Origin of the sequence: Halobaculum sp. MBLA0147 (assembly GCF_041361345.1) — an archaeon.
In the GTDB taxonomy this organism is placed as follows: domain Archaea; phylum Halobacteriota; class Halobacteria; order Halobacteriales; family Haloferacaceae; genus JAHENP01.
Genome location: NZ_JBGKAD010000001.1, coordinates 2,075,470 through 2,097,323, shown reverse-complemented (window position 1 = coordinate 2,097,323; position 21,854 = coordinate 2,075,470). Strand labels below are relative to the sequence as shown.

Annotated in this window: 18 protein-coding genes, 1 tRNA gene and 1 pseudogene; 17 read left to right on the top strand and 3 right to left on the bottom strand. The window is 67.7% G+C overall.

All coding sequences use genetic code 11. The features are described 5' to 3' along the window. Positions 1 to 77 precede the first annotated feature (77 nt). Positions 78 to 488 carry an AbrB/MazE/SpoVT family DNA-binding domain-containing protein gene (locus RYH80_RS09955; RefSeq protein WP_370903714.1) on the top strand — a complete coding sequence of 137 codons (411 nt, stop codon included), beginning with the start codon at positions 78 to 80 and terminating at the stop codon, positions 486 to 488. Beyond that, entirely contained in the window at positions 481 to 942 is a 462-nt protein-coding gene (locus tag RYH80_RS09950) for a type II toxin-antitoxin system VapC family toxin (protein WP_370903713.1), read from the top strand. The genes RYH80_RS09955 and RYH80_RS09950 overlap by 8 nt, the downstream gene beginning before the upstream one ends. Before the next feature lie 4 nt (positions 943 to 946). Here the strand turns inward: RYH80_RS09950 and RYH80_RS09945 are convergent, their stop codons facing one another. Then, on the bottom strand, positions 947 to 1,372 hold the full coding sequence (locus tag RYH80_RS09945; protein WP_370903712.1) for a hypothetical protein: 426 nt from the start codon (positions 1,370 to 1,372) through the stop codon (positions 947 to 949). A gap of 388 nt (positions 1,373 to 1,760) precedes the next feature. Here RYH80_RS09945 and RYH80_RS09940 point away from each other — a divergent pair, with 388 nt between their 5' ends. After that, the gene (locus RYH80_RS09940) at positions 1,761 to 2,420 is read left to right on the top strand and encodes a hypothetical protein (protein WP_370903711.1); all 660 of its coding nucleotides are present in this window, start codon (positions 1,761 to 1,763) and stop codon (positions 2,418 to 2,420) included. 123 nt (positions 2,421 to 2,543) lie between these two features. Here RYH80_RS09940 and RYH80_RS09935 read toward each other — a convergent pair whose 3' ends face one another. Then, positions 2,544 to 2,951: a hypothetical protein gene (locus RYH80_RS09935; RefSeq protein WP_370903710.1), complete on the bottom strand. Its 408-nt coding sequence runs from the start codon at positions 2,949 to 2,951 to the stop codon at positions 2,544 to 2,546. A gap of 41 nt (positions 2,952 to 2,992) precedes the next feature. Between RYH80_RS09935 and trpD the strand changes: the two genes are divergently transcribed. From trpD to RYH80_RS09895, 8 genes and pseudogenes are all read left to right on the top strand, one after another. Then, positions 2,993 to 3,991 (top strand): anthranilate phosphoribosyltransferase, encoded by a 999-nt coding sequence (trpD, locus tag RYH80_RS09930; protein ID WP_370903709.1) that lies wholly within the window; start codon positions 2,993 to 2,995, stop codon positions 3,989 to 3,991. Between the two features lie 154 nt (positions 3,992 to 4,145). Then, positions 4,146 to 4,781 (top strand): annotated as a pseudogene (locus RYH80_RS09925) (phosphoribosylanthranilate isomerase); the annotation flags it as partial. A gap of 342 nt (positions 4,782 to 5,123) precedes the next feature. After that, a complete protein-coding gene (trpE, locus tag RYH80_RS09920; RefSeq protein WP_370904698.1) occupies positions 5,124 to 6,827 on the top strand; it encodes an anthranilate synthase component I in 1,704 nt (567 codons plus the stop codon). Next, the gene (trpG, locus tag RYH80_RS09915) at positions 6,824 to 7,432 is read left to right on the top strand and encodes an anthranilate synthase component II (protein ID WP_370903707.1); all 609 of its coding nucleotides are present in this window, start codon (positions 6,824 to 6,826) and stop codon (positions 7,430 to 7,432) included. The genes trpE and trpG overlap by 4 nt, the downstream gene beginning before the upstream one ends. A gap of 74 nt (positions 7,433 to 7,506) precedes the next feature. Beyond that, positions 7,507 to 8,130, top strand: coding sequence for a hypothetical protein (locus tag RYH80_RS09910; RefSeq protein WP_370903706.1), 624 nt, complete (start codon positions 7,507 to 7,509; stop codon positions 8,128 to 8,130). Between the two features lie 4 nt (positions 8,131 to 8,134). Further along, positions 8,135 to 8,290: a hypothetical protein gene (locus tag RYH80_RS09905; protein WP_370903705.1), complete on the top strand. Its 156-nt coding sequence runs from the start codon at positions 8,135 to 8,137 to the stop codon at positions 8,288 to 8,290. Between the two features lie 413 nt (positions 8,291 to 8,703). Further along, a complete protein-coding gene (locus RYH80_RS09900; protein WP_370904697.1) occupies positions 8,704 to 10,956 on the top strand; it encodes an acetate--CoA ligase family protein in 2,253 nt (750 codons plus the stop codon). A 77-nt stretch (positions 10,957 to 11,033) separates the two neighbouring features. Then, positions 11,034 to 12,236, top strand: coding sequence for a DRTGG domain-containing protein (locus RYH80_RS09895; protein ID WP_370904696.1), 1,203 nt, complete (start codon positions 11,034 to 11,036; stop codon positions 12,234 to 12,236). 292 nt (positions 12,237 to 12,528) lie between these two features. On the opposite strand, the gene RYH80_RS09890 is transcribed toward RYH80_RS09895, so the two are convergent. Then, positions 12,529 to 12,601: transfer RNA gene (locus tag RYH80_RS09890), tRNA-Asp, on the bottom strand. A gap of 263 nt (positions 12,602 to 12,864) precedes the next feature. Here RYH80_RS09890 and RYH80_RS09885 point away from each other — a divergent pair. The 6 genes from RYH80_RS09885 to RYH80_RS09860 all read left to right on the top strand — a co-directional run bounded on the left by RYH80_RS09885 (position 12,865) and on the right by RYH80_RS09860 (position 21,822). Then, positions 12,865 to 13,098 carry a DNA-directed RNA polymerase subunit H gene (locus RYH80_RS09885; protein WP_370903704.1) on the top strand — a complete coding sequence of 78 codons (234 nt, stop codon included), beginning with the start codon at positions 12,865 to 12,867 and terminating at the stop codon, positions 13,096 to 13,098. Beyond that, positions 13,095 to 14,675, top strand: coding sequence for a DNA-directed RNA polymerase subunit B'' (locus RYH80_RS09880; protein ID WP_370903703.1), 1,581 nt, complete (start codon positions 13,095 to 13,097; stop codon positions 14,673 to 14,675). Before RYH80_RS09885 ends, RYH80_RS09880 begins: the two co-directional genes overlap by 4 nt. Before the next feature lie 6 nt (positions 14,676 to 14,681). Further along, positions 14,682 to 16,508: a DNA-directed RNA polymerase subunit B gene (gene rpoB / locus RYH80_RS09875; protein WP_370903702.1), complete on the top strand. Its 1,827-nt coding sequence runs from the start codon at positions 14,682 to 14,684 to the stop codon at positions 16,506 to 16,508. 3 nt (positions 16,509 to 16,511) lie between these two features. Next, the gene (locus RYH80_RS09870) at positions 16,512 to 19,442 is read left to right on the top strand and encodes a DNA-directed RNA polymerase subunit A' (RefSeq protein WP_370903701.1); all 2,931 of its coding nucleotides are present in this window, start codon (positions 16,512 to 16,514) and stop codon (positions 19,440 to 19,442) included. Continuing rightward, positions 19,435 to 21,279, top strand: coding sequence for a DNA-directed RNA polymerase subunit A'' (rpoA2, locus tag RYH80_RS09865; protein WP_370903700.1), 1,845 nt, complete (start codon positions 19,435 to 19,437; stop codon positions 21,277 to 21,279). Before RYH80_RS09870 ends, rpoA2 begins: the two co-directional genes overlap by 8 nt. A gap of 123 nt (positions 21,280 to 21,402) precedes the next feature. Then, entirely contained in the window at positions 21,403 to 21,822 is a 420-nt protein-coding gene (locus tag RYH80_RS09860; protein ID WP_370903699.1) for a NusA-like transcription termination signal-binding factor, read from the top strand. The last annotated feature ends 32 nt before the right edge of the window (positions 21,823 to 21,854 follow it).

Genomic DNA, 21,854 nt, shown 5'->3' with positions numbered 1-21,854 from the left:
TCGCTTCCTCACGAGAGACGCCTCTGTCGGTCCTCGCGGGCACAACACCTAACACCGTTCCCACGGAAGGTGGGAGTATGGTGACGGTCGACGCCAAGGGACGAGTCGTCCTCCCGCAGGAGGTACGGGAACGACTCGGGCTCGCTCCCGGGACCGAGGTGACGGTCCGCGAGCAGGACGGGGTCGCGGTCGTCGAACCGGAGGACGATCCCGAGGAGATCCTCGACCGGATGGAGTCGCTGCTGGAGGGCGCACCGGACCGAGACCCGACACCGTACGAGGACCTCGACCCGCGAGCGCGCGACCAGGTGGACACGATCCGCGAGGCGGCCGCCGACGACGACGAGACGAACGGTGACGGGGCGGTGGACCGCGACGAGGCGGGCAGTGACGAGGCGGGCGGTGACGAGGCAGACGGCAGCGAAGTGGACGGCGACGACACCGACGGTGACGCGACCGAGACCGGTGGACCCGGTACCGATGAGTGACGGGCCGTACCTGTTCGACGTCGGGGTGACGGCGCTGGCACACTCCGAGGCACCCGTCCGCGAGGCGGCACTGTCGTACGTCCGCCGTGCCGTGACCGGCGACATCGACGCCGTCGTCCCGTACACGTCTGTCTTCGGAGCACACAACGCACTGACCGCGTACTACGGCTTCTCGAACGAGCGCGCCTCGCGCGTGCTACAGAACTTCCTCCGGTCGCGACGGATTCACTGGGTCGAGGGACCCACGGAGCGGGCAGTCTCTGCGGGGTTAGACCGGGCGAGCGAGCTGAACGTCGACGGGTGGGACGGCTACTACGCCGAGGTGGCGGTCGACCACGGCGTCGAGACGCTGTTGACCCTCGACGACGACTTCGAACGACTCTCCGGGGTCACGGCAGAGGTGATCCTCTCGCCCGAGCAGTTCGCCGAGTTGAACGACTACCTCGGGTACTGACCCGTCACTCCGCACACGTCAGCCGGACGCCGTCTCGGGTCGGGTGCGGGCCGGGGGTCACGTAGCCCGCCGTCGCGGCGCGGACGGCGACCGCGTCGGTGAGGTAGTAGACGACCGTCCGGCGCGAGGTCTCGGCCGTCTCGACGACGCGTCGGCGGTACTGGAGCCGGACGACGACGCCGTCCGCGGTCCGCTGGAGTACGTCGCGTCGTTCGGTCTCCCGCTCGACCGTCGGGTACGCCGGCGCGTTCGGTGTCGGGTCCGCCGTCTCGCTGGCAGTCGCCGTCTCGCGGTCGTCACCGGTCTCTGCCTCGTCGAGCGGCCCGTACTCCGTCACGGCCCAGTAGTGGAGGTAGGTCTGCTCGAACGCACTCGCGAGTGCGACCGCGTCCGCGTCGGCCGACGGCACCGTCGGCGTCGGAGACGGCATCGGCGTCGTCGCGTAGGAGCTGTAGTCGAACCGGAGACACCTCGTCGGTGCATCCGACGGGTTTAATCGTTCGAAAGGAGGGGAACGTGTTCTCCGCACATCTGACTCTGTTCGTGAGTCGGGACCATCATCTGTTGAACTTTCCTCTGCTGTTGTATCTGTCCCACTGTCTTCGTTACTGTCCGAGAGACATCCGGACAATGCGGCGAGGCAGCCGGACGCCATACACGATAGGATCTGACGTCTACTTGCAGGCATACAGTAGTGGTTATCTACCTTGGTAAAGTATTTTTTGTCTTTTCTCATATCATCATATCCATTGTTGGTCTCTGGTATCTCTGTTATAGCTAGAAAATGTTAATATACAGTAAAATAAACTAGTATCCGCATGTCGGAGTGGAAGATACGGCTCTGGCAGAGTAGAGAGAACTTCAACAACCACGGGGAAACGCCACTCAAACGTGCCAAGACATACATTGAAGGCGCGTTCAGCAACATCAGTGGAGAGACGGCTTCGGTGACGCTCGGGTCCCAAACAGTAAAAGCACCACAGCAGGCCTGCCGTCCGTCGTTCGAGGCAGAACGCCCGTGTTTCTCCGACGGGACCAAGAAGAGCTACGACTCTCTACTCCAGTGGTGGCATGAGTGGCTGTCGTGTAACAACGCTCGAGTCGCCGATTCAAACGTACTGATAACCAACGGTGATATCCCCGGAGGCGGGTACTCCGAGGTGAAGGGAGACGACGGGACCGTCTCAAGCGGTGCGTTTCTCGCCGACCTGCCGAGCAGCTACACGAAACTTCACTCGAAGAACGACGCGTTCAGAGCGATGGCGGCAACCCTCCACGAGGTCGGGCACAACGTGATGGTAAACGGGGGGAACCACCATCAGCGCGGGAACACGTACAACACATCCATCGGAAAGGTGAACACCGTCATGGGTCCCGTCGACGGCGGGAAAAACTACTGCAAGGACGACCACGACGGAAGCCAAGACAACATCGCCATTCGGTACTCGGACTGCTCGAAGGGCATCATCGAAAAGTGAGGTGTACCCGTTATGACAGATAACATCGACAGACGAGAGATGCTACGTGCCGTCGGAACGGGAATCGCGATCACTGGGTGGTACACTGGATCGGCGAGTGCAGGTCCGAAATCTGGTGGCAACTCAGTGGGTCGCGACCTCGTCGTGACAAACAACAGTGACCGAACTCACAGGGTCGACCTCGAGATCTACGAGTCCGACGACCGCACGCGACGAGTACTCAAACGTACCGTTCGACTGAACGGGTTCAACGAGGCCGCAGCCGCTGCCGACGGGTTCAAATTTGAAGGACAACTTGAGGCCGCAGGTACTGGAGAGTACTTCGTCACTGCCTCTCTCGTCGAGAGTGGATCGGTGGTAGACGAAGAGACGGCTACCGTGACACTCACACCTGACGGGATCGCTCCAGGTGTCGAAATAAACGTGTGTGTCGACCTCGATGACGACCTTCGAGCGTTTCTCGCGGGATAGGCTGGCGTAGTCCGACTTCCAGCCTCCCCCCGCTCGCGAAAGCCTCAAGACGATGTACACACTCGTACATCGTACGACCGAACCGTACACCGGTGAGACAGATGACACTCCAGAACTACATCGAGCGGGTGACAGACGGCGAGGACCTGACCGTCGCGGAGGCGCGGGAGGCCTCGACGTTGGTCTTCGAGGAGGCGACGGAGGCACAGATCGGCGCGTTGCTGGCGGCGCTGCGCGCGAAGGGGGAGACGGAGGCGGAGATCGCCGGCTTCGCGCAGGGGATGCGCGAGGCGGCGCGGACGATCGAGCCGGACGCGGACCGGCTCGTCGACACCTGCGGGACCGGCGGCGACGACTTCGACACGATCAACGTCTCGACCACGTCGGCGTTCGTCGCGGCCGGCGCGGGCGTCACCGTCGCGAAACACGGCAACTACAGCGTCTCCTCGCCGTCGGGGAGCGCGGACGTGTTGGAGGCCATCGGCGTCGACGTGGAGGCGGAGCCGGCGGACGTGGAACGCGACATCGAGGAGGACGGGATGGGGTTCATGCTCGCTCCCGTCTTCCACCCGGCGATGAAGGCCGTCATCGGCCCGCGGCAGGAACTCGGGATGCGGACGATCTTCAACGTACTCGGCCCGCTGACGAACCCCGCCGGTGCGGACGCGCAGGTGCTGGGTGTCTACAGCGAGGCGTTGGTCCCGCAGATCGCGGAGTCGTTGACCCACATGCCGACCGAGCGCGCGCTGGTCGTCCACGGCGACGGCGCCGACGAGATCGCGCTCCACGGGGAGACGACGGTCGCGGAGATCGACGGCGACGAGGTCACGGAGTACACGATCACCCCGGCGGACCTCGGGTTGGAGCGGGCGCCCGTCTCGGAGATCGCAGGCGGGTCCCCGGACGAGAACGCGGCCGATCTCGAGGGGATCGTCCGCGGCGAGGTGACCGGGCCGAAGCGGGACGTGATCCTCGCGAACGCCGGTGCGGCGGTGTACGTCGCCGGGCTGGCCGAGTCGCTCGAAGACGGCGTCGCGGCCGCCGCGGACGCCATCGACTCCGGGGACGCGGCGGACGTGCTCGAACGGCTGCGGGCGTGACTCGCACACGCCCCCCGGACGAGCGAGCCGTCTCGCGCGGGTCGTCGCGCGGGCGCGGCCCGACCCTCGCCCCCGAGTCGGCCGTCACGAGCGACCCACCCGTCGCGAACGGAGAGGGGCAGGCTGAATACCGCGGCACCACCACGGACGGGTAATGACCAGAGTCAAGATCTGCGGCGTGACGAACGCCATCGACCTGCGCGCGGTCGTGGAGACCGGCGCGGACGCGGTCGGGTTGATCACCGACGTGTCCGCCGACACGCCCCGCGAGATCGACCGCTCGACGGCCGCCGACCTGGCGGCACGGACGCCGCCGTTCCTCACGAGCGTCGCCGTCACGATGCCGGAGACGCCGGAGGCGGCCGTCGACACGGTGCGGTCGGTCGCGCCGGACGTGGTCCAGTTGCACGCCGACTTCGACGCCGACCAACTGGGGTACGTCCGCGCGGAGACGGAGACGCAGGTGGTACCGGTCGTCGACGCGACGGAGCGACACCGCGCCCACGAGATCGACGAAGCCGCCGACGCGATCCTCGTCGACTCGACGAGCGAGGACGGTGCCGGCGGTACCGGCGAGACACACGACTGGACCGCGACGGGGGAGTTGGCGCGAGAACTCGCCTCGCCGGTGGTGCTCGCGGGTGGGCTCACCCCCGAGAACGTCGCCGACGCGATCCGCGCCGCCGAGCCGTTCGCCGTCGACGTGGCCAGCGGCGTCGAGCGGTCCGGCGGCGCGAAGGACCACACCGCCGTCGCGCGGTTCGTCCGCAACGCCGGGCGCGCACTCGACGAGCCCGCGGTGAGCGAGGGGACGCTCGCACCGCGTGCGGAGGCGGGAACGACCGGCGAGTCGCATACCGGCGGCGGATCGGGAGCCGGGGGCGAGCCGCAGACGGGGAGCGGCCCCCAGACGGACGACGGATCGCGACCGGGCGACGAGGCGGAGTAGCGGACGGCGACGAGAGCACCGGAACGGACCAGCGAGGTGACACACGTGACAGACGACGACCACACGACACCCACGACAGACGCGACGCGCGAGCCGACGGAGACGACCACCGAGAGCGACACCGGCGAGCCGGTGACGGAGACACAGACGGACCACTCGACCGCACGCCCGGACGGCGGTGCGGTGTCGACGTCGGCGGAGCCGACGCTGGACCACTCGCGCGAGTCGTTCGTCGCGGCCGTCGAGTCGACGGACGGCCCGGTCGTCGTGCGGACGGCCGCGACACTGCGCGTGGACGTGGAGCCGCTGACGGCGTACGCGGCCTTGGACGACCGCTCGGACCACTCGTTCCTACTGGAGAGCGCCGAGAAGGTGCCCAGTTCCGACCCGGACGGGGCGTTCGCGCCCGCGTCGGCGCGGGACTCGGCGGACCGCCACGCGCGGTTCTCCTTCGTCGGCTACGACCCGGAGGCGGTCGTCGCCGTCGGGCCGGACGGCGTCACCGTCGACGAGCGTGGGCCGGCGGCAGAGTACGTCGAAGTGGCCGAGGGCGACACACTCGACCGCGTGCGGGCGGCGCTGCCGGACGTGGCCCGCGTCGGCTTCCCAGAACGGGACCGCCAACTGCTCGACGGCGGGCTCGTCGGGTTCCTAGCGTACGACGCGGTGTACGACCTGACGCTCGCGGAGGTGGGCGTCGAGCGACCGGACCCGGTCGTGCCGGACGCGGAGTTCCTACTCACGACGAAGACGCTGACGTTCGACGACCACACGGACAGCGTCGAGTTGGTGTGTACGCCGGTCGTGGCCCCCGACGACGACCCCGGTGCGGTGTACGACGAGCTCCGCAGCGAGGCCGAGCGGGTGCAGGCGACGCTGGCGGCCGTCGACCCGCCGTCGCCCGGCGGGATCGAACGCACCGGCGAGACGGCGGGCGCGCAGGCCGACTACGAGGCGGCCGTCGAGGAGACGAAACGGCGCGTGCTCGACGGGGAGATCTACCAGGGTGTGATCTCGCGGACGCGAACGCTGTCGGGGGCCGTCGACGACCTCGGGCTGTACGAGTCGCTGCGGACGGTGAACCCGTCGCCGTACATGTACCTGCTCCAGCACGGCGACCGGTCGGTGATCGGTGCGTCGCCGGAGACGCTCGTCTCCGTGCGGGGCGACCACGTCGAGGTGAACCCGGTCGCCGGCACCTGTCCGCGCGGCTCCTCGCCGGTGGAGGACCGGCGGCTGGCCGGCGAGATGCTCGCCGACGAGAAGGAGCGGGCCGAACACACGATGTTGGTCGACCTGGCGCGCAACGACGTGCGACGGGTGAGCGAGCCGGGGTCGGTCCGCGTCGAGGAGTTCATGGACGTGTTGAAGTACAGCCACGTCCAGCACATCGAGTCCACCGTGACGGGGACGCTGGCGGCCGACGCCGACGCCTTCGACGCGACGCGGGCGACGTTCCCGCGTGGCACCCTGACCGGCGCGCCGAAGGTGCGCGCGATGGAGATTATCGACGAGTTGGAGGCGACGCCACGCGGCGTCTACGGCGGCGGCGTCGGCTACTTCTCGTGGACCGGCGACAGCGACCTCGCCATCGTCATCCGCACCGCGACCGTCGACCACGGCGACACGGGAGCGGCGGGAGACGACGAACTGACGGTCAGAGCCGGCGCGGGGATCGTCGCGGACTCTGACCCGACCGCGGAGTACGAGGAGACGGAACAGAAGATGCGCGGCGTGTTGGACGCCGTCGACCGGATCGTGGGCGAGCGTGCCGCGAGCGGCGACGGGGGAGGGTCGTCGGGAGCGGGCGACGACACCGTGGGTGGATCGTCGAGAGCGGGCGACCCCGACGACACTGCCGCGGACGCCGGAGGTGACGACGCGTGAGCACGCGGATCGTCTTCGTCGACAACTACGACTCGTTCACGTACAACATCGTCGAGTACGTCAGCGAGCAGCGCCCGGACGGCGACCCCGTCGAGACGGAGGTGGTCAAGAACGCCGCCGACCTCGCGGACGTGCGTGCCGCCGAGCCGGACGGGATCGTGATCAGTCCGGGGCCGGGCCACCCGAAGAACGACCGCGACGTGGGCGTGACGATGCCCGTCTTGCGCGAACTCTCGCCGGAGGTGCCGACACTGGGCGTCTGTCTCGGACTGGAGGCGGCCGTCTACGAGTTCGGCGGCACCGTCGGGCACGCCCCCGAGCCGATCCACGGGAAGGCGTTCCCGGTCGAGCACGACGGCGCGGGCGTGTTCGCCGGGCTCGACCAGGGGTTCCAGGCCGGCCGGTACCACTCGCTGATCGCCACGGACGTGCCGGACTGTTTCGACGTGACCGCGACGACGGACCACGACGGCGAGGAACTCGTGATGGGCGTCCGCCACGAGTCGTACCCGCTGGAGTGTGTCCAGTTCCACCCCGAGTCCGTCCTCACCGGCGTGGGTCACGACGTGATCGAGAACTTCCTGGTCGGTGCCGTCCTCTCGTGACACAGTCGTCGAGTGTGTCACAATTTGGTACGTACTTCTCCGTCGGCGTTCTCGTCTCCGAACCGCCAGGGAACATGTCCACGAGCGACCCGACGGAGTTCGAACCAGAAGTAGATCTCTTACGGCGGTACGAACGGATGATACAGACGCAAGTCGAGACGCTCACTAGTATCGATCAAAAGGCAGCACGAGTCGCCCGGCTGATCGGACTCCTGATCGGTGTCGTCCTCAGCGCAGTCTCGATCGTCGTCGGGAGCGGTGCCGAGATACAGACGAACGAACTACTGCTGACTGCTCACTCGGCGGTCGCTGGCGTCGCGCTCTCGGTCGCGCTGACACAGGCGGTTATCACATATCTCAGTAGTACGTTCGAATACGGGCCATCCTCGGAACTCGGATCGTTCATGTCCGAACACCGAGTGACACAGACAGACTACAAGAACCACCTCCTGCGTGGGTACAGTTCGGCCGTCGAGCGCAACCACGGCGTCGTCGTGGCGAATGCCAGACGTTTCCAGCGATGTCTGGCGAGTTTTCTAGTCGGCATCGTGTTCACAGCGACCGCGAGTGTCGTTCTCGTCGCGACACCGAATCGGCCGGTTGCCGTCTCGACATCGGTGATGGCTGTCGCTATCGCCGGTGTTCTCGCACACTACGTGACGCGCGAAGAGTACTTGACCCTCGGCAGACAACTGTGACACAATGACAGACGACACGGAGAAAGAGACGCGGCCGATCGCCGAGAGTGACGCCGTCTTCGAGAATGAAGACGGTGAACTCGAACTCAAGATGGAGTCGCTCCAGAAAGGCGGTGGTGATCCGGACGAACGACTCGGGCGTACCGACCGGACCGACTGACCCTACCCCATCGAAGCCGTCGTCGACCACGAGACGAGCGAGAAACCCCGATCTGTCACCGACTCCTATTACCTTCACCACTCAGAGACTGGGAAGGAAGGCGGGACTCTTAGGCGTACGTCGTCAAGTGACGCCCACAGTACCGTAGCGACGACACGACCGACGACAATGACACGGACACGACGGTCGCAGGCAGTGGTCTGCGACGACGACGGTCGAGGGACAGCGACGTGGACGCCGGCGAGGCGGAGGTGCCGCCGGTGACCGACGACGACGCGACACCGGACGACGACGTGCCGACGACGGACGCGACCGCGCCGACCGCGGACGCGGCCGCGTCGACCGTAGACGAGACGGCGGCGCTCGCGGACGGCGGGCGCGTCGAGCGCGTCGACGCGGGCGACCTCTCGGGGCTGTTCGCGCCAGAACGGGTCGCCGTCGTCGGCGCCACCGAACGCGAAGGGTCGGTCGGCCGCGCCGTGACGGCGAACCTGCTGGCGGACTTCGACGGCGAGGTCGTCCCGGTGAACCCCAACCGCGAGTCGGTGCTGGGAGAACCCTGCGTCGACTCCGTGGCCGACTCCGGCGCGGACCTGGCCGTCGTTGCGGTGCCGCCCGCGGCGGCCGTCGAGACGGTCGCGGCGGCCGGCGAGGCGGGGATCCGGAACCTCGTCGTCCTCACCGCGGGGTTCGGCGAGACCGGCGGCGAGGGTGTCGACCGGGAGCGGCGCCTGACGGAGTTGGCCGCCGAGTACGACCTGACGGTGGTCGGCCCGAACAGCCTCGGCGTGGCGAGCACGCCGGTGGGGCTCAACGCCACCTTCGGGCCGTCGATGCCCGACCCCGGCTCGATCTCGTTCATGAGCCAGTCCGGGGCGTTCGTGACGGCGGTGATCGACTGGGCCTTCGAACAGGACATCGGCTTCCGACACGTCGTCTCGCTGGGCAACAAGGCCGCACTCGACGAGACGGACCTCGTCGCCGGGTGGGGTGACGACGACGGGACGGACGTGATCGTCGGCTACCTGGAGAGCGTCGACGACGGCGAACGGTTCGTCGAGACCGCCCGCGAGGTGACCGCCGACACGCCGGTCGTCGTCATCAAGTCCGGCCGGACGGACGCCGGCGCCGGCGCCGCGGCGAGTCACACCGGCGCCATCGCCGGCAACGACCGGGCCTACGAGGTCGGGTTGCGCGAGGCGGGGGTGTTGCGGGCGGACTCCGCCGGCGAGCTGTTCGACGCCGCGCGGGCGCTGTCCGGCCAACCGCTCCCGGACGAGCCCGGCGTGGCGGTGGTGACGAACGCCGGTGGCCCGGGCGTGATGGCGACGGACGCCGTCGGCGACAGCGAGGCACTCGAGTTGGCCGACCTGACCGACGAGACGGTGGAGGCACTCGACGACGCACTCCCGGCCGAGGCGAACCGGTTCAACCCGGTGGACGTGATCGGCGACGCGGGCGTCGAGCGGTTCCGGGACGCGCTCGAGATCACGCTCGCGGACGACACCGTCGGCAGCGTGGTGGTGTTGTCCGCCCCGACGGCGACGCTGTCGTTCGACGAGTTGGCCGAGGCGATCGCGGACGTGCAGGCGGACGCCGAGCTCCCGGTCGCCGCGTGTCTGATGGGCGGCGAGCGGGTCGAGAGTCCGGCGGAGATCCTCTCTGCGGCCGGCATCCCGACGTACTTCGACCCCTCGCGGGCGGTCGGGAGTCTCGACACGCTGGCGCGGTACCGCGAGATCCGCGAGCGCGAGGCCAGCGAGCCGCGCCGCTTCGACGTGGACCGTGAACGAGTCCACGAGGTGCTCTCGCGGGTGCGCGACCGGCAGGACAACCGTCTCGGCGTGGAGTCGATGGCGATCCTCGACGCCTACGGCGTGCCGACACCGGACGGCGAGATCGTCGACGGGCCAGAACGGGCACAGGCGGTCGCGGCCGAGATCGACGGGCCGGTCGTGATGAAGATCGTCAGTCCGGACATCCTCCACAAGAGCGACATCGGCGGCGTCGCGGTCGGCGTCGCGGACGAGGAGGTCGCGGACACCTACGAGCGCCTGGTGACGCGGGCCCGCAACTACCAGCCGGGCGCGGCGATCCTCGGCGTCCAGGTGCAGGCGTCGGTCGACGTCGACGCCGGCGTCGAGACGATCGTCGGGATCAACCGCGACCCGCAGTTCGGGCCGCTGGTCGTGTTCGGGCTCGGCGGGATCTTCGTCGAGACGCTGAACGACACCGCGGCGGAGTTGGCACCCGTCGACGAGCGGTCGGCCCGCGAGATGACCGCCGAGATCGAGGCGGCACCGCTGTTGCGCGGCGCGCGGGGCCGAGAGCCGACGGATCTCGACGCGGTCGTCGAGACGATCCAACGACTCGCGCAACTGGCCGACGAGTTCCCGGCGATCGTGGAGTTGGACGTGAACCCGCTGATCGCTCAGCCCGACGGCGCCGTCGCCATCGACCTCGCCGTGACCGTCGATCCCGACGCGCTCCCCGAGACGTTCGACCCCGACGCGTTCCCCGAGGCGACCGCGGCGGGGGACGCGACGGGAGACGAGACTGCGGACCCAGCAGGTGACGGACCCGACGGTGAGACGGGAGGCGACCCCGACGGCGAGTCGACGGCAGACGAGTCGCCCGTCGAGGCGACCGACGGAGGGGACGCGTGACGACGAGCGACGACGCGGGGACGGAGACGGCAGAGACAGACACGACGACAACCAGCGACACCGGAGACACCACGGCGATGGCCGACACAGACCCAGACACGACGGACGAGACGGACGAGACGGGCGGACAGACAGCCACCGACACGGCCGACGAGGCAGACGAGGCGGACGGACGGACGGCCGCCGACACGAGCGACACCACCGCCGACCCGTTCGCGGAGACCGACGTGTTACTCGTCGGGTCCGTCGACGGGAGCGGCGGGAAGACCGCCGTCGCGTTGGCGCTGGCGACGCTCGCACAGGAGCGTGGGCTCGACGTGGGCTACGCGAAGCCGAAGGGGACTCGACTCCGCAGTCGCGTCGGGAAGGTGCGCGACGAGGACCCGATGCTCGCCCGCGAACTGCTCGGGACGGACGACGAACTCCACGAGATGGAGCCGGTCGTCTACTCCCCGACGTTCGTCGAGGGAGCGATCCGTGGGATGGAGGACCCCGACGACCTCCGCGCACAGGTCCGCGACAGTCTCGCGGATGTCGCCGCCGACCGCGACCTCCTCGTCGTCGAGGGCGGCGACAGTCTCGCCACCGGCGGCGTCGTCGAGTTGACCGACCCCGACGTGGCGGCGTTGCTCGACGCCCGCATCCTCCTCGTCGCGGACCACGACGAACCGGGCGACGCCGACGACGTGCTCGCGGCCGCCGCGCAGGCCGGCGACCGCCTCGCAGGCGTGTTGTTCAACCGGATCGCTGACGCCGACTACGACGACGTGGCACGCGACGTGGCGCCGTTCCTGGAGGGACGCGGCGTCCCGTCGCTCGGTGTCGTCCCGCGCCGCTCCGAGTTGGCCGGCGTCGCGGTCGGCGCACTCGCCGACGAGTTGGGTGCGGACGTGTTGACGGACGCGCCCGACGACACGCTCGTCGAGGGGTTCCTCGTCGGCGCGATGAGCGGCGACGCGGCGCTGCGGCACATGCGGCGGCGCAGCGACGTGGCGGTGATCACCGGCGGCGACCGCTCGGACGTGCTCACGGCCGGGATCGACGCCGGCGTCGCCTGTCTCGTCCTCACCGGCGGTCACCGGCCCTCGGGGGCCGTACTCGGGAAGGCCGAGGCCGCCGGGGTCCCGGTGTTGTCGGTGAACACGGACACGCTCACCGCGGTCGAGCGCGCCGAGGAGATCGTCAACGACGGCCGGACGCGCGACGAGCGGACGGTCGCGATCATGCGCGAGCTGTTGCGCGACCACGCCGACGTCGACGAGATCCTCGACGGGGTGTAGTCACCGTCCGCTGGCCCTCCGTGACACGCTCTCGTCGGAGTCGTCGACGGAGCGGTCACTGCGAGTTCGAGTCGACTACGCAGGAGAGACATCGACCCCGGACTCGCTCCTCGCTACGCTCGTCGCTCACCGATTCACGTCGGAAGAGAGAACGCCCGAGGCGGGATTTGAACCACGGTCACTCCGCTCACGCCGTTCGCTCCGTTCCCTGGTTCGAATCCCGTCGAACCGTCTTCCGACGCCGGACTCGCTCCTCGCTACGCTCGTCGCTCGTCAGTTGGCGTCGGAAGAACGCCCGAGGCGGGATTTGAACCCGCGTCACGACCGTGACAGGGTCGTATGATGGGCCACTACACCACCCGGGCACTTCGCATCCCACCGTACTGCCGGTCGACAGAAAAGGCTTCTTATCCGACCCGAGGGTGGTTGGCAGTACCACGCGGTGCCGCAACGTACTTACCCCCGCGCACCCTCCCGTGAGGTGTATCGCAGTGCGGTCCGAGCAGTCTCGCCTCTCTGCGGACGACAAGCGTTAAGTGCGGCACCGTCGAATACCGCCGTAGCACCTCGTGCAGACTTCTCCCACCGATCCGACGCGCGACGGAGACAGCGACTCACACACCGAGACATGGTAGACGTAAGCCAACACGACCTCGTTCCGGACCACACCGTCCTCGACGACCCAGCGGACGTCGAGGAGGTGCTAGAGGAGTACAACGTGACCAAGACAGACCTACCCAAGATCAAACGGACAGACCCGGCACTGCCTCGCGACGCCGAGGCGGGTGACGTGGTCCGTATCGAACGGGACTCCCGAACCACAGACACCGCAGTCGTCTACCGGCTGGTGGTCGACGAGTGACGACGAACACGAACCGAGAGACACGACGGACCGTCTCGCGCGAGTACTTCACCCAGGAGCGACTCGCCGAACACCACTTCCGCTCGTTCAACAGCTTCCTCGGCCGCGGGATGCAGGAAGTGGTCGACGAGAAGGAGACCATCGACACGGACATCGGCGACAAGGAGGGGCAAGAGCCGGTGTACGTGGAGTTGGGCGACGTACGCGTGGAGACGCCACGCGTCCGCGAGGCCGACGGCTCCGAGGAACTGCTGTTCCCGCAGGAGGCGCGGCTGCGCAACATCACCTACGCCGCACCCGTCTTCATGGAGATGCGGATCGTCCGCGGCGGCGAGGACGAACCGGAGACCGTCGTCGACGAGACGGAGACGAAGGTCGGCCGGATGCCGATCATGGTCGGCTCCCAGAACTGTAACATCGCGGACTTCGACGACGAGGAGCTCGTCGAGATCGGCGAGGACCCGGTCGACCCCGGCGGCTACTTCATCGTCAACGGCTCCGAGCGCGTGTTGATGACCTCGGAGGACCTCGCGCCGAACAAGATCCTCGCCGAGTACGACTCGAAGTACGGCGACGAGATCCAGGTCGCGAAGACGTTCTCCCAGCGACGCGGGTACCGCGCGCTGGTGCTGTGTGAACGGAACCGCGAGGGACTGCTGGAGGTCTCGTTCCCGTCGGTGTCCGGCTCCGTGGACTTCGTGACACTCGTGCGTGCGCTCGGGCTGGAGTCCGACGAGGAGATCGTCCACCGCGTCTCCGACGACCCGGAGATCGTGAAGTTCATGCTGGAGAACCTGGAGGAGGCCAGCGTCCAGACCGAGCAGGAGGCCATCGAGACGCTCGGCGAGCGCGTCGCCTCCGGCCAGGGGAAGAACTACCAGCTCAAGCGGGCGAACTACGTGATCGACCGCTACCTCCTGCCGCACCTCCACGAGGACGGCGTCGACGAGGAGGACGTGCGGATCAACAAGGCGTACTACCTCTGTCGGATGGCCGAGGCGTGTTTCGAACTCGCCTTGGACCGCCGCGAGGAGGACGACAAGGACCACTACGCCAACAAGCGACTGAAGGTCTCCGGCGACCTGATGAAGGACCTGTTCCGGACGGCGCTGAACAAGCTGGCACGCGACGTGAAGTACCAGCTCGAACGCGCGAACATGCGCAACCGGCAGTTGACCGTCAACACGGTCGTCCGTTCGGACGTGTTGACGGAGCGACTCGAACACCCCATCGCGACGGGGAACTGGGTCGGCGGCCGCTCGGGTGTCTCCCAGCTCGTCGACCGGACGGACTACATGGGGGTGCTCTCGCACCTCCGACGGCTCCGCTCGCCGCTGAGCCGCTCGCAGCCCCACTTCGAGGCGCGTGACCTGCACGCGACCCAGTGGGGGCGGATCTGTCCCTCCGAGACGCCGGAGGGGCCGAACTGTGGGCTCGTGAAGAACTTCGCGCAGGCGATGGAGCTGTCACAGAACGTGGACGACGAGCGCGCACTGAAGCGGGAACTGGACTCGATGGGGGTCGAGGGGATCCCCGGCATCAAGGGCGTCGAACAGGGTCGCCCGGCGGACGACTGATCACTCATGGCACAGGCACAAGACGCGAAAGTGTACGTCAACGGGAGTCTGGTGGGCACCCACCCTGACCCCCACCAGCTCGCAGAACAGATTCGGGAGGCGCGTCGCCGTGGCGACGTATCGGACATGGTGAACGTCTCCGTGAAGGAACGCACCGGCGAAGTGATCGTCAACGCCGACGCCGGGCGCGCCCGGCGGCCGCTGATCGTCGTCCAGGACGGGGAACCCCTGCTGGACGAGGAACACGTCGAAGCGTTGGAGAACGACGAGATCGAGTTCGAGGACCTCGTCGACGCCGGCGTCGTCGAGTTCATCGACGCCGAGGAGGAGGAGGACATCCTCGTCGCCGTCGACGAGGACGAGGTGACCGAGGAGACCACCCACCTGGAGATCGACCCGCAGTTGATCTTCGGGATCGGTGCCGGGATGATCCCGTACCCGGAACACAACGCCTCGCCGCGGATCACGATGGGCGCCGGGATGATGAAGCAGTCGCTGGGGCTGCCGGCGGCGAACTACCGCATCCGTCCGGACACGCGCCAGCACCTCCTGCACTACCCGCAGTTGTCGATGGTGAAGACCCAGACGACGGAACAGATCGGCTTCGACGAGCGGCCGGCGGCCCAGAACTTCGTCGTCGCCGTGATGTCCTACGAGGGGTTCAACATCGAGGACGCGCTCGTGATGAACCAGGGGTCGGTCGACCGGGCGATGGCGCGGTCGCACTTCTTCCGGACCTACGAGGGGGAGGAGCGGCGCTACCCCGGCGGCCAGGAGGACCGCTTCGAGACACCCTCGCAGGACGTACGCGGTGCGCGTGGTGAGGACGCGTACACCCACCTCGACGAGGACGGGTTGGTCAACCCGGAGACGAAGGTCGACGAGAACTCCGTCCTGCTCGGGAAGACGAGTCCGCCGCGGTTCCTGGAAGAGCCGGACGACATGGGCGGCCTCTCCCCGCAGAAGCGCCGGGAGACGAGCGTGACGATGCGTTCGGGCGAGTCCGGCGTCGTGGACACGGTGACGCTGATGGAGGGCGAGGACGGCTCGAAGCTCTCGAAGGTGTCCGTCCGCGACGAGCGGATCCCGGAGTTGGGCGACAAGTTCGCGTCTCGACACGGACAGAAGGGTGTCGTGGGCCACCTCGCACCCCAAGAGGACATGCCGTTCACCGAGGACGGCGTCGTCCCGGACCTGATCCTCAACCCGCACGCACTGCCGTCGCGGATGACGGTCGGCCACGTGCTGGAGATGCTGGGCGGGAAGGTCGGCTCGCTGCGCGGCGAGCGGGTCGACGGCACCCCGTTCCAGGGTGACGGCGAGGAGGAACTCCGGGGGTCGCTCGAAGACCACGGGTTCAAGTCCTCCGGCAAGGAGGTCATGTACTCCGGGATCACCGGCGAGAAGATCGACGCGGAGATCTTCGTCGGGACGATCCTCTACCACAAGCTGTACCACATGGTGTCGAACAAGCTGCACGCCCGCTCGCGCGGGCCGGTGCAGGTGTTGACACGCCAGCCGACGGAGGGGCGTGCCCGCGAGGGTGGGCTCCGTGTCGGGGAGATGGAGCGGATGGTCCTGATCGGTCACGGTGCGGCGATGGCCCTGAAGGAGCGGTTGCTCGACTCCTCGGACAAGGAGACGGTGTACATCTCCGAGGAGACGGGGATGGTCGCCGTCGAGGACGTGGAACAGCGGCGGATCTACGACCCCGTCAGCGGCGACGAGGACGACATCCACGAACTGGAGATCAGCTACGCCTTCAAGCTCCTGTTGGACGAGATGAAGGCGCTCGGCATCCGACCGAAACTCGAACTGGAGGACGCAGTCTGACCCATGGCAGGACAAACACCCAAAGAGATCGGCGGGATCAGTTTCGGGCTGATGGACCCGGAGACGTACCGGGACATGTCGGCGACGAAGGTGATCACGGCGGACACGTACGACGACGACGGCTACCCAATCGACATGGGGTTGATGGACCCCCGACTCGGAGTCATCGACCCCGGGCTGGAGTGTCGCACCTGCGGGAAACACAGTGGGTCGTGTAACGGCCACTTCGGCCACATCGAGCTGGCCGCGCCGGTGATCCACGTCGGGTTCACGAAGCTCATCCGTCGCCTGCTGCGTGCGACCTGTCGCGACTGTGGGAAGATCGCACTCTCCGAGGACGAGAAAGACGACTACCGCGACAAGCTGACCCGCACGGCGAACCTCGGCGGCGACACGATGGACGTGTTGAAGACCGCCGTCCGGCAGGCCCGGAAGGCCGACCGGTGTCCCCACTGCGGGGCCGAGCAGGCGGACATCAAACACGAGAAGCCGACCACCTACTACGAGGTCCAAGACGTCCTGTCGGGCGACTACTCCGAGCAGATCGCCCAGGCGATGCAGCCCGGCGAGGACGACGACGAGGGCACCTCCCCGCACGACCTCGCGGAGGAGACGGGGATCGACCTCGATCGGATCAACCAGATCATGTCCGGGGAGTTCCGGCCCCGCGAGGAGGACCGGACGGCCATCGAGAAGGCCCTGGACGTGGATCTGACCGAGGAGGACATGAACAAGCTGATGCCCTCGGACATCCGGGACTGGTTCGAGGACATCCCGGACGAGGACATCGGCGCCATCGGGGTCGACCCCGAGCAGGCGCGTCCGGAGTGGATGATCCTGACGGTGCTGCCGGTGCCGCCGGTGACGGCACGTCCGTCGATCACGCTGGACAACGGCCAGCGGTCCGAGGACGACCTGACCCACAAGCTGGTCGACATCATCCGGATCAACCAGCGGTTCATGGAGAACCGCGAGGCCGGTGCGCCCCAGCTCATCATCGAGGACCTGTGGGAACTGCTCCAGTACCACGTCACCACCTTCATCGACAACGAGATCAGCGGGACGCCCCCGGCACGCCACCGTTCGGGGCGGCCGCTGAAGACGCTCTCACAGCGCCTGAAGGGCAAGGAGGGCCGCTTCCGCGGCTCGCTGTCCGGGAAGCGCGTCAACTTCTCGGCGCGGACCGTCATCAGTCCGGACCCGACGCTGTCGCTCAACGAGGTCGGCGTCCCCGAGCGGGTCGCCGAGGAGATGACCCAGACGATGAACGTCTCCGAGCGCAACGTCGACCGCGCTCGCCAGTACGTCTCGAACGGGCCGGAGGCGCACCCGGGTGCCAACTACGTGAAGCGCCCCGACGGGCGCCGGCTGAAGGTGACCGAGAAGAACTGTGAGGAACTCGCCGAGAAGGTCGAGGCCGGCTGGGAGGTGAACCGGCACCTCGTGGACGGGGACATCGTGATCTTCAACCGGCAGCCGTCGCTGCACCGGATGTCGATCATGGCCCACGAGGTCGTGGTGATGCCGTACAAGACGTTCCGGCTCAACACGACCGTCTGTCCGCCGTACAACGCGGACTTCGACGGCGACGAGATGAACATGCACGCGCTGCAAAACGAGGAGGCGCGTGCGGAGGCCCGCGTCCTGATGCGCGTCCAGGAACAGATGCTCTCGCCGCGGTTCGGGGAGAACATCATCGGCGCCATCCAGGACCACATCTCGGGGATGTACCTGCTCACCCACGACGATCCCCACTTCAACGAGACGCAGGCGCTGGACCTGCTGCGGCAGACCTCCATCGACGAACTGCCGGAGCCGGACGGCCACGGCGACGACGAGGAACCGTACTGGACCGGCCGGACGATCTTCTCGCAGCTGCTGCCGGACGACCTCGACTTGGAGTTCGTCTCCGACGCGGGCGACGACGTCGTGATCGAGGACGGCGTCTTGAAACAGGGGACGATCGACTCCGCGGCGGTCGGGGACTTCGGCAGCGAGATCGTCGACACGCTGACGAAGGTGTACTCGAAGACCCGAGCGCGGGTGTTCGTCAACGAGGTCGCCGCGCTGGCGATGCGGACGATCATGCACTTCGGCTTCTCCATCGGGATCGACGACGAGTCGCTCCCGCCGGAGGCCGACGCACAGATCGACGAGGCGATTCAGAACTCCCGCGAGCGCGTCGAGGAGCTGATCGAGACGTACGACGCGGGCGAGATCGACTCGCTGCCGGGTCGGACGGTCGACGAGACGCTGGAGATGAAGGTGATGCAGACGCTCTCGAAGGCCCGCGACTCCGCACAGGACATCGCCCGGGACTACCTCGACGAGGAGAACCCGGCGATCATCATGGCCGCCTCCGGCGCACGTGGGTCGATGTTGAACCTCACGCAGATGGCCGGGTTGGTCGGCCAGCAGTCCGTCTCCGGCGAGCGGATCAACCGCGGCTACGAGGGGCGGACGCTGTCGCACTTCGCGCCCGACGACCTCTCGGCGGACGCCCACGGGTTCGTCGAGAACTCCTACCGCAGCGGGCTCGACCCCAAGGAGTTCTTCTTCCACGCGATGGGCGGTCGCGAGGGGCTGGTGGACACGGCGGTCCGGACCTCGAAGTCCGGCTACCTCCAGCGCCGGCTGATCAACGCGCTCTCCGAGTTGGAGGCGCAGTACGACGGCACGGTCCGGAACACCTCCGGGACGGTCGTCCAGTTCGAGTTCGGCGAGGACGGCACCTCGCCGGTGAAGGTCTCCTCCGACGACGAGGGCGACGTGGACGTCGACCAGATCGCAGAGCGGATCGTCGACGCCGAGTTCGACTCCAAAGAGGAGAAAGAACGGTTCATCGGCAGCCGCGAGCCGCCGACGAACCTCTCGGAGTTCGCCGGGCCGGGACTCGACAAGGCCGGCGGCTCGGGGGTGAGCTCCGATGACTGAGACGGCCGGGAGCCACGCCGACGACTACGAGCACGTCACCGACGAGATGGCGCTGGTCGTCGAGGACACGGAACTCCCCCGTCGCCTCAAAGACGAGGTGTACGAGACGATCGAGGGTCGCGAAGGGGAGATCACCGTCGAACAGGCCGACGAGATCGCCCAGGCGACGGAGTCGCGGTACGTCGACACCCGCGTCGACCCGCTGGACCCCGTCGGAACGGTCTCTGCACAGAGTATCGGGGAACCCGGGACGCAGATGTCGATCCCGCACGACGAGCGTGTCGTCGTCCGTCGTGACGGCCAGACCGACGTGACGGAGATCGGCCCGCTGGTCGACGAGATCGTCGCCGCACGCGAGTCGCGCGACGTCGACGGCCACGAGGTCGCGCTCGCGCCCGACTCGCTGGCGGTTCCGAGTCTCCGTTCCGACGGCACGTTGACGTGGAAGCCGGTCGAGGAGGTGAGTCGCCACGACGCTCCGGACGAACTGCTGGAGTTCGAACTGGAGTCGAGCCGTTCGATCCGCGCGACGAAGGCACACTCCTTCGTCGTCGAGCGTGACGACGAGATCGTCCCGATCCGTGGCGACGAACTCGAAGTCGGGACCGAACTCCCGGTCACTGGCGATTTCGACCGAGAGACTGCCTCGGTCGGGCTCGAAGCGTTCGAGACGGTCGCGACGGACGGTGCAGGTGCGGTCGCCGTCGGTGGCTCGGCCCGAGAGATTCTCGGCGAGGCGAGTTGGGACCCGATCGACGAGATTCGGACCATCGAGACGGACCACGAGTACGTGTACGACTTCTCGGTGGCGGGACTGGAGACGTTCACCACCGCCGAGGGTGTCGTCACGCACAACACGATGAACACGTTCCACTTCGCAGGCGTTGCAGAGATGGACGTGACCCAGGGGCTGCCGCGACTCATCGAGTTGGTGGACGCCCGGAAGGAGCCGGACACGCCGGTGATGGAGGTCCACCTGGAGGGTGAGTACGCCCACGACCGGGAGAAGGCCCACGAGGTCGTCTGGGAGATCGAGGCGACGCAGATCCTCGCGTTGGGCGACGTGTCGACGAACGTCGCGGACATGCGGGTCTCGGTGGACCTGAACGAGGAGACGCTGTTGGAACGGTGGCCGACGTTCGACGACGCCGAGGAGGTCGCCGACATCGTCGCGGACACGATCGAGTCGTCGCTGGGCGTCGAGACGGTCCGGCGCGGGACCGTCGTCCAGTTCGGGCCGGAACAGCCCAGCTACCGCGAACTGCTCCAGTTGGTCGAACAACTGCGCGAGATCACGTTCAAGGGGATCGAGGAGATCAACCGCGTCGTCATCCGCAAGGAGGAGACGGACGACGACGAGGAGGAGTTCGTCCTCTACACCGAGGGGTCGGCGTTCTCGGACGCCCTCGAGATCGAGGGGGTCGACGCCTCGCGGACGACGTGTAACAACATCCACGAGATCTACCGGACGCTGGGTGTCGAGGCCGCACGCGAGTCGATCATCGACGAGACGATGAACACGCTGGAGGAACAGGGGCTCGACGACGTGAACGTCCGCCACCTGATGTTGGTCGCGGACATCATGACCAACCAGGGGACCGTCGAGTCCATCGGCCGGCACGGCATCTCCGGCTCGAAGGAGTCCGTGCTCGCACGGGCAGCCTTCGAAGTGACCGTGAACCACCTGCTGGACGCCGCGATCCAGGGCGAAGTGGACGACCTGGACGGCGTCATCGAGAACGTGATCGCCGGGAAGCCCGTCGCCGTCGGCACCGGCGACGTCGACCTCCGGATGGGGTCGACCGGCGACGCCGAACCACCCTCGGCGGACGACTGAGGCGGTCCGGTGGGGACCGAGTCACGAACAGACCGGGTCACACCGGGGGGTGTCAGTGGGACCACCGCCGCCCGGCGGCGACCGACTCCTGCGGAGACGACCGACGACACTACTCACTCACACATGCGAGTCGAACTCGACGACGAGGCGAGACGCTACGCGCGGCGGTTCGCCGACGTGACGGACGTGACGCCTAGAGACTGTCTGGTGTACGACGACGGCGACCGACTGGTCGTGCTCGTCCCGGCCGGGACGAAGGGCGAGGCGGTCGGCCCGGCGGGCAAGACCGTCGAACGTGCCGAGGACCTGCTGTCGGCGCGGATCGACGTGGTCGAGGACGCCGACACCGCCGCGGACTTCGTCGCCAACGCACTGGCGCCCGCGGCGGTCCGCGGCGTCACCGTCTCACGACAGGGCGTCGCCTTCGCCGAGGTGTTGCCCGACGACCGCGGCGTCGCCATCGGCGAGGACGGCGAGACGATCGAGGCCGCCCGCGAGTTGGCCGCTCGGCACCACGAGATCGACGACGTGCAGTTGGCCTGAGTCGAGGGCGGGTGGCCACCGTCGACCTGGGA